We start from the raw sequence: 7,222 nt of genomic DNA, 5'->3' as shown, positions 1-7,222 counted from the left end.
GCGGCGCTGGCGAAGCCGTGATGCAACTCGCCGAAGACGCGGCGCGGCATGGCGCCGATGCCGCGATCCGGCGCTGGCTTGGCCACGACCGGCCACTGCCGGGATTCGGCCACCCGCTCTATCCCGAGGGCGATCCCCGGGCCGCAGCGCTTCTGGCGGGCCTCGACAACACCGACGAGACGTTGCGGTCGCTGGAAACCGCCGCCATTGCCGCGACCGGCGCTCAACCGAACATAGATTTTGCCCTGGCCGTGCTGACGCGCGGCCTCGGCTTGCCGCGCGATGCACCGTTTCACCTGTTCGCGCTTGGACGCAGCGTCGGCTGGGCCGCGCACATGGTCGAACAGATCGTGAGCGGCAGCATCATCCGGCCGCGCGGCCGCTATGAAGGATTGCTGCCATAAATGTCGTGAGCGCTATGCGCTTACGACATCGTGTCGAGCTTGCGCTGCATGGCCGCGATCTGGTCTTTCAGCTGTTGCAGATCGTCCGGCTTTTCCGGCGTTTCTTTCCTGGCCGGTTCGGCGGGAGCCGCGGCGGGCGCCGAGCCCGGAGGCGGAAATGGCGTGAACAGCCGCATCGCATTCTGGAACATTTCCATGTTGCGGCGCGTCTGTTCTTCCAGCGCCTTGATCGGCGTCGCCATCTTCATCACGTCCAGCGGCGACTTGCCGATGGCGCCCTTCATCTGCTCGCGGAACCGCTCCTGTTCCTTTGAGAAGGCGATCATCGACTGTTCGAGGAAACTCGGCACGATCATCTGCATCTGATCGCCGTAGAAGGCGATCAGCTGGCGCAGGAAAGGGATCGGCAGCATGTTCTGCCCGTCCTTGTTCTCCAGCTCGAAAATGATCTGGGTCAGCACCGGATGGGTGATGTCGTCACCGGTCTTGGCGTCCTGGACGGTGAATTCCTCGCCCTTCTTGACCATTTCGGCCAAATCCTCGAGCGTCACATAGGTGCTCGTCCCCGTATTATAGAGGCGGCGGTTGGCGTATTTCTTGATAATGATCGGGTCGTCTTTTGCGGCCATCTGCATCCTCCCCGGACACCGGCACGCCTGAGTAAGCAGCCGGTAACGATTGCGCCCTTTTTGAGGATATGCGCAAAAGCCTCACAATTCCAAGCAGTTTGTGCACTGCGGGATCATATAATGCTGCATGGCAGGCTAAATATGCTGCGCAGCAGCGGCTGGGCCACCGGGGCGGCGAGGCTTGGCCTGCTTGCGGCGCATGGGCGTCATGCCGATTTCCGGTTTGACTTGGGGTTGCGAAAGGGCAAGAAAAGTCCTCAACGGCACAACAACACCCTTGAAGTCTGGAGAAGAAAATGTCCGCTTCCATCGTCATTGCCAGCGCCGCGCGCACGGCCGTAGGCTCCTTCAACGGTGCCTTCGCCGCCACGCCCGCGCATGAACTCGGCGCCGTCGTCGTCAAAGAACTTTTGGCGCGTGCCGGTGTCGAGGCGGGCGAGGTCGACGAGGTCATCCTCGGCCAGGTGCTGACCGCGGCGCAAGGCCAGAACCCGGCCCGCCAGGCCTCGATCCTGGCCGGCCTGCCCAAGGAGACCACCGCCTGGGGCCTCAACCAGGTTTGCGGTTCGGGCCTGCGCGCCATCGCGCTCGGCATGCAGCAGATCGCCACCGGTGACGCCAAGGTGATCATCGCCGGCGGCCAGGAATCGATGTCGCTGTCGCCGCACGCCGAGCACTTGCGCGCCGGCGTCAAGATGGGCGACTACAAGATGATCGACACCATGATCAAGGACGGGCTGTGGGACGCCTTCAACGGCTACCACATGGGCAACACCGCCGAGAACGTCGCCCGCCAGTTCCAGATCACCCGCGACGACCAGGATCAGTTCGCGCTGGCCTCGCAGAACAAGGCCGAGGCCGCGCAGAAGGCCGGCAAGTTCAAGGACGAGATCGTCGCCTTCACCATCAAGGGCAAGAAGGGTGACACGGTTGTCGATCAGGACGAGTACATCCGTCACGGCGCTACGATCGATGCCATGACCAAGCTGAAGCCGGCCTTCGACAAGGATGGCACCGTGACCGCGGCCAACGCTTCCGGCATCAATGACGGTGCCGCCGGTGCGCTGCTGATGAGCGAAGCGGAAGCCGCCAGGCGCGGCATCACCCCGCTGGCGCGGATAGCGTCCTGGGCAACCGCCGGCGTCGATCCGGCGATCATGGGCACCGGACCCATTCCCGCCTCGCGCAAGGCTTTGGAGCGGGCCGGATGGTCGGCCGGGGATCTCGACCTTGTCGAGGCCAACGAGGCGTTCGCCGCGCAGGCCTGCGCCGTTAATAAGGACATGGGCTGGGATCCCGCGATCGTCAACGTCAATGGCGGCGCCATCGCCATCGGCCACCCGATCGGGGCGTCTGGCGCCCGCATCTTCAACACGCTGGTCTTCGAGATGCGCCGACGCGGCGCCAAAAAGGGACTGGCCACCCTGTGCATCGGCGGCGGCATGGGCGTCGCCATGTGCGTCGAAGCGATTTAACCTAGCCAGTAACGAATAGGGAGGAGCGAATAGGGAAGAACGGCCTCAGTGCTGCGGGACATCAAATCCCCATTCGCTATTGGCTGCTCCCTATTCGCCCCTCCGACCAAAGGGAGGACACATGACCAAAGTTGCAATCGTCACGGGTGGATCGCGCGGTATCGGCGCGGCGATCTCGATCGCTTTGAAGACTGCCGGCTATTCGGTTGCCGCGAATTATGCAGGCAACGACGATGCGGCGGCGAAATTCAAGGCCGAAACCGGCATTCCGGTCTACAGATGGTCGGTCGCCGATTATGACGCTTGCGCCGCCGGCATCAAGCAGATCGAGGCCGACCTCGGCCCGGTCTCGGTGCTGGTCAACAACGCCGGCATCACCCGCGACGCCATGTTCCACAAGATCACGCGCGAGCAGTGGAAAGAGGTCATCGACACCAATCTGTCGGGCGTCTTCAACATGACGCATCCGCTGTGGAGCGGTATGCGTGACCGCAAATTCGGCCGCGTCATCACCATCTCCTCGATCAACGGACAGAAGGGCCAGGCCGGCCAGGTCAATTACTCCGCCGCCAAGGCCGGCGACATCGGCTTCTCGAAGGCGTTGGCGCAGGAAGGCGCGCGCGCGGGCATCACCGTCAACGTCATCTGCCCCGGCTACATCGCCACCGAGATGGTCAAGGCGATAGACGAGAAAGTGCTCAACGAACGCATCATCCCGCAAATCCCCGTCGGCCGCCTTGGCGAACCGGAAGAGATCGCGCGCTGCGTCGTCTTCCTCGCTTCCGAAGACGCCGGCTTCATCACCGGCTCGACCCTCACCGCCAACGGTGGCCAGTACTTCGTCTGAGACGTCTTCTCACCGCAGCCAACTGATGGGGATCGACGCGTGTCCCCCAACAAGCGGACCGGGAAATCGGTCCGCTTTCAAATGACGTTTGCTCTTTGGGAAGGCTTCGCTGTGGCGCGATGCTCCAATCCGGCACGCAAAGGTAATGGCGGCAGCGCGTCTGTGCGAAACCCTGTGGTCAAGCCTGTGGATTCTCGGTGGATAAGCTGTTCACAACACAGGATATTGGGGGAACAAAAGGAGAAAAAACCGCTGACGCTGATTTGTCGCCGATTCGTTCCGGCTTTGAGCGCAATGTTAACATTAATGGCCGCGATCGCCTGCTATTCCTTAATGTCGAGTTCAGAAAGATTAACGATTTCAGAAGCTTGAGCGGGGCATACCGATCCTCCCGCATCGTTCACAGGCAAAGATTAACGGCAAAGCCCGCCTAGCATAAAACGGGCCAATCCGGTGATTCAGCATGTGGTGAGACTCGAGGTCACAAAATCCATATCTAGCCGTGAACAAAAGCTGAACCTGACGGAGTCACCGATTCGTCGCTGATTCGTTCCAGACTCGTTCCAACTGTTAAGCAGGGGCTGATTTGCGGGCTGACGCGGACGTCTTCGGAACCCGGTTGGAACATTCCGCTTTCGCTTCGCGCCCGAAATCCCTATGTGTCGGCTGTCATACGCGCCGTCCAGGCACGCTCCCGACCACGAGAGGCCAGAAAGCCTTATTTCCGAGCCGATGAACATCCAGCAGAAACACACCGAGCCGCTGATCCTGTCGGGCCGCGACGTGACCGCGGTGCTTGGCCCCACCAACACCGGCAAGACCCATCTCGCCATCGAGCGCATGGTGGCGCACGAAACCGGCGTCATCGGCCTGCCGCTGAGGCTGCTGGCCCGCGAGGTCTACACGCGCGTCTGCGAGAAGGTCGGCGCCCACAAGGTGGCGTTGATCACCGGCGAGGAGAAGATCCAGCCGCAAGGCGCCAAATATTCGGTCTGCACCGTCGAAGCCATGCCGCGCGAGACCGATGCCGCCTTCGTCGCCATCGACGAGGTGCAACTGGCCGGCGACCTCGAGCGCGGCCATATCTTCACCGACCGTATCCTGCATCTGCGCGGCCGCCAGGAAACGCTGCTGCTCGGCGCGGCCACCATGCACGGCATCCTCCAGCGGCTGCTGAAGGGCGTCTCGGTGGTGACGCGGCCGCGGCTGTCGCATCTGTCCTATGCCGGCTCCAGGAAATTGACCCGCCTGCCACGGCGTACCGCGATCGTCGCCTTCTCCGCCGACGAGGTCTACGCCATCGCCGAGTTGATCCGCCGCCAGCAGGGCGGTGCGGCCGTCGTCCTCGGGGCGCTGTCACCCCGCACCCGCAATGCCCAGGTCGCGCTGTTCCAGTCGGGTGATGTCGACTACCTCATTGCCACCGACGCGATCGGCATGGGGCTCAACCTCGATCTCGACCATGTCGCCTTTGCCCAGAACCGCAAGTTCGACGGCTACCAGTACCGCAATCTGACGGCGGCCGAACTCGGCCAGATCGCCGGCCGCGCCGGCAGGCATCTGCGCGACGGCACGTTTGGCGTCACCGGCCAGGTCGATCCGCTCGACGAGGATCTGGTCCAGAAGATCGAGGGCCATGACTTCGACCCGGTGAAGGTGCTGCAATGGCGCACCGCGCAATTCAATTTCGCCAGCCTCGATGCGCTGAAGCGATCGATCGAAACCAACGCTCCGGTCGAAGGCTTGACACGCGCGCTGCCTGCCGTCGATGCGCAAGCGCTCGAACATCTCTCCCGCGACGAAGGCATCCGCGCGCTCGCAACCGATGCCAAGCGCGTGGCGCTGCTGTGGGAAGCCTGCGCGCTGCCGGACTATCGCAAGATTGCGCCGGCCCAGCATGCCGATCTCATCGCCTCGATCTACATGGACCTCGCCCGGCATGGCCATGTCGACGAGAATTACATGGCCGAGCAGGTGCGCCGCGCCGACACCACCGAGGGCGACATCGATACGCTGTCGCACCGCATCGCCCAGATCCGCACCTGGACATTCGTGTCGAACCGGCCCGGCTGGCTGGCCGATCAGGCACACTGGCGGGAAAAGACGCGCGAAATCGAAGACAGACTGTCGGATGCGCTGCATGAGCGGTTGACGAAACGCTTCGTAGACCGCAGGACTTCCGTCCTCATGCGGCGCCTTAGAGAAAATACCATGCCTGAAGCCGAAATCAGCCCTACCGGAACCGTCCTTGTCGAAGGCCATCATGTCGGCGAGTTGCAAGGGTTCCGTTTCACCGCCGACCAGACTGCCGGCGGCGAGGACGCCAAGGCCGTGCGCACGGCCGCGCAAAAGGCGCTGGCCGCCGAATTCGAGGCACGCGCGGAGCGCTTCGGCGCCTGCGCCAATGGCGATCTCGCGCTCGGCTCGGACGGCACGCTGCGCTGGATCGGCGCGCCGATCGGCGCGCTGGTTTCGGGCGAGGACGCGCTTAAGCCACGCCTGGTGCTTTTGGCCGACGAACAGCTGACCGGCCCGGCGCGCGACAAGGTCGCCGCGCGCGCCGAACGTTTCGTCAATTTCCAGATCGAATCCCTGCTGAAGCCGCTGGTCGACTTGAAGAATGCCGAGCAGATTTCCGGCATCGGCCGCGGTATCGCCTTCCAGCTGGTCGAGAATTTCGGCCTCATCAATCGCCGCGACATCGCCGAGGAGATGAAGTCGCTCGACCAGGAAGGTCGCGCGGCACTTCGCCGGCTCGGCGTGCGCTTCGGTGCCTACCACGTCTTCGTGCCGGCGCTGATCAAGCCGGCACCCGCCGGACTGGTGACCTTGCTGTGGGCGCTGAAGAACGACGGCAAGGACAAGCCTGGCTTCGGCGACGTCGTCCATGCGCTGGCGTCGGGCCGCACCTCGGTGGTCATCGATCCGGCCTTCGACAAGGCGTTCTACAAGCTTGCCGGCTACCGCAATCTCGGCCGCCGCGCCGTACGCATCGACATTCTCGAGCGGCTGGCCGACCTGATTCGCCCGGCGACCAACTGGAAGCCCGGCCTCGGCCAACGACCGGACGGCGCCTATGACGGCCAGTCCTTCATGGTGACGCCGCCGATGATGTCGATCCTCGGCGCCACCGCCGACGACATGGAAGAGATCCTCAAGGGCCTAGGCTATCGCGCCGAGCCGAAACCCGCGGCTGAAGTCAAGGCACGGCTGGAAGCGCAGGACACTGCCGCGCGGGAAGCCGCCGCAGCCAAGCAGGCAGCCGAAGAGGCAGCCCGCGCGGAACAGGCCAAGGCGGCGGAAGAGGCGGCAGTGGAAGCCGCGGTAACGGAAGCCGGCGCTGTAGATGCGGCCGCGGAGGCAGCGGTCGAGGGTTCGGCAACGGCAGCCGCCGAGGCCACCATCGAAGCTCCGGCCGAGGTCATCGCGGAAACGGCAGCAGAGCCTGTCGCGCAAGAACAGGCGGAAGCCACGGCCGAAGTTGCCGGCGAACAGGCGCCGGTAGCCAAAGCCGCCGTTGAATCGGTCGAGCCGGCGCCGGTTGAACCGCAGGCCGAACCTGAAACTGCCGAGATTGACGCCGCGCCCACAGAAGAGAACGCCGCAGCGGCGGAGCCGACCGTCGAGGCCTCCGCGCCGACGGAAGTCACCGAACCAGTTGCGGCTGCGGAAGCCGCCGGCGAACCCGCGCCGGAAGCCGAAGCGCCAAAGCCGATCCTGTTGTGGCGCCAAGGTCGCTTTGACCAGCGTCCGCGCCATCGCGACGGCCGCAACAACCGCCCGCAGAACGGACAGGCGCGCGGCCGAGGCAACGCGACGGCCGATGCCGCCGGCGCACCGGCAACAGGCGCGCCCGCGGACCGTCCC

Annotated in this window: 6 protein-coding genes; 5 read left to right on the top strand and 1 reads right to left on the bottom strand. The window is 64.2% G+C overall.

The features are described 5' to 3' along the window. Positions 1–404, top strand: a 404-nt coding sequence (locus O7A61_RS30065) for a citrate/2-methylcitrate synthase (protein WP_337132841.1), incomplete at its 5' end; no start/stop codon positions are given. A gap of 20 nt (positions 405–424) precedes the next feature. Here O7A61_RS30065 and phaR read toward each other — a convergent pair. Further along, complete coding sequence (gene phaR, locus O7A61_RS30060) at positions 425–1,033, bottom strand: polyhydroxyalkanoate synthesis repressor PhaR (protein ID WP_027141834.1); 609 nt, start codon at positions 1,031–1,033, stop codon at positions 425–427. 296 nt (positions 1,034–1,329) lie between these two features. On the opposite strand from phaR, the gene O7A61_RS30055 reads away from it, so the two are divergent. The 4 genes from O7A61_RS30055 to O7A61_RS30040 form a co-directional block, all read left to right on the top strand. Then, entirely contained in the window at positions 1,330–2,508 is a 1,179-nt protein-coding gene (locus O7A61_RS30055) for an acetyl-CoA C-acetyltransferase (RefSeq protein WP_337132840.1), read from the top strand. A 121-nt stretch (positions 2,509–2,629) separates the two neighbouring features. Then, a complete protein-coding gene (gene phbB, locus O7A61_RS30050; protein WP_027141832.1) occupies positions 2,630–3,355 on the top strand; it encodes an acetoacetyl-CoA reductase in 726 nt (241 codons plus the stop codon). A gap of 197 nt (positions 3,356–3,552) precedes the next feature. Next, positions 3,553–3,789, top strand: coding sequence for a hypothetical protein (locus O7A61_RS30045; RefSeq protein ID WP_337132839.1), 237 nt, complete (start codon positions 3,553–3,555; stop codon positions 3,787–3,789). A gap of 298 nt (positions 3,790–4,087) precedes the next feature. Further along, a partial coding sequence (locus O7A61_RS30040) for a helicase-related protein (RefSeq protein WP_337132838.1) occupies positions 4,088–7,222 on the top strand: 3,135 nt, incomplete at its 3' end.

Source organism: Mesorhizobium sp. Cs1321R2N1, assembly GCF_037179725.1.
Classification (GTDB): domain Bacteria; phylum Pseudomonadota; class Alphaproteobacteria; order Rhizobiales; family Rhizobiaceae; genus Mesorhizobium; species Mesorhizobium salmacidum.
Note: the sequence above shows the minus strand (reverse complement) of the source record. Positions and strands in the feature narration are given on the sequence as shown.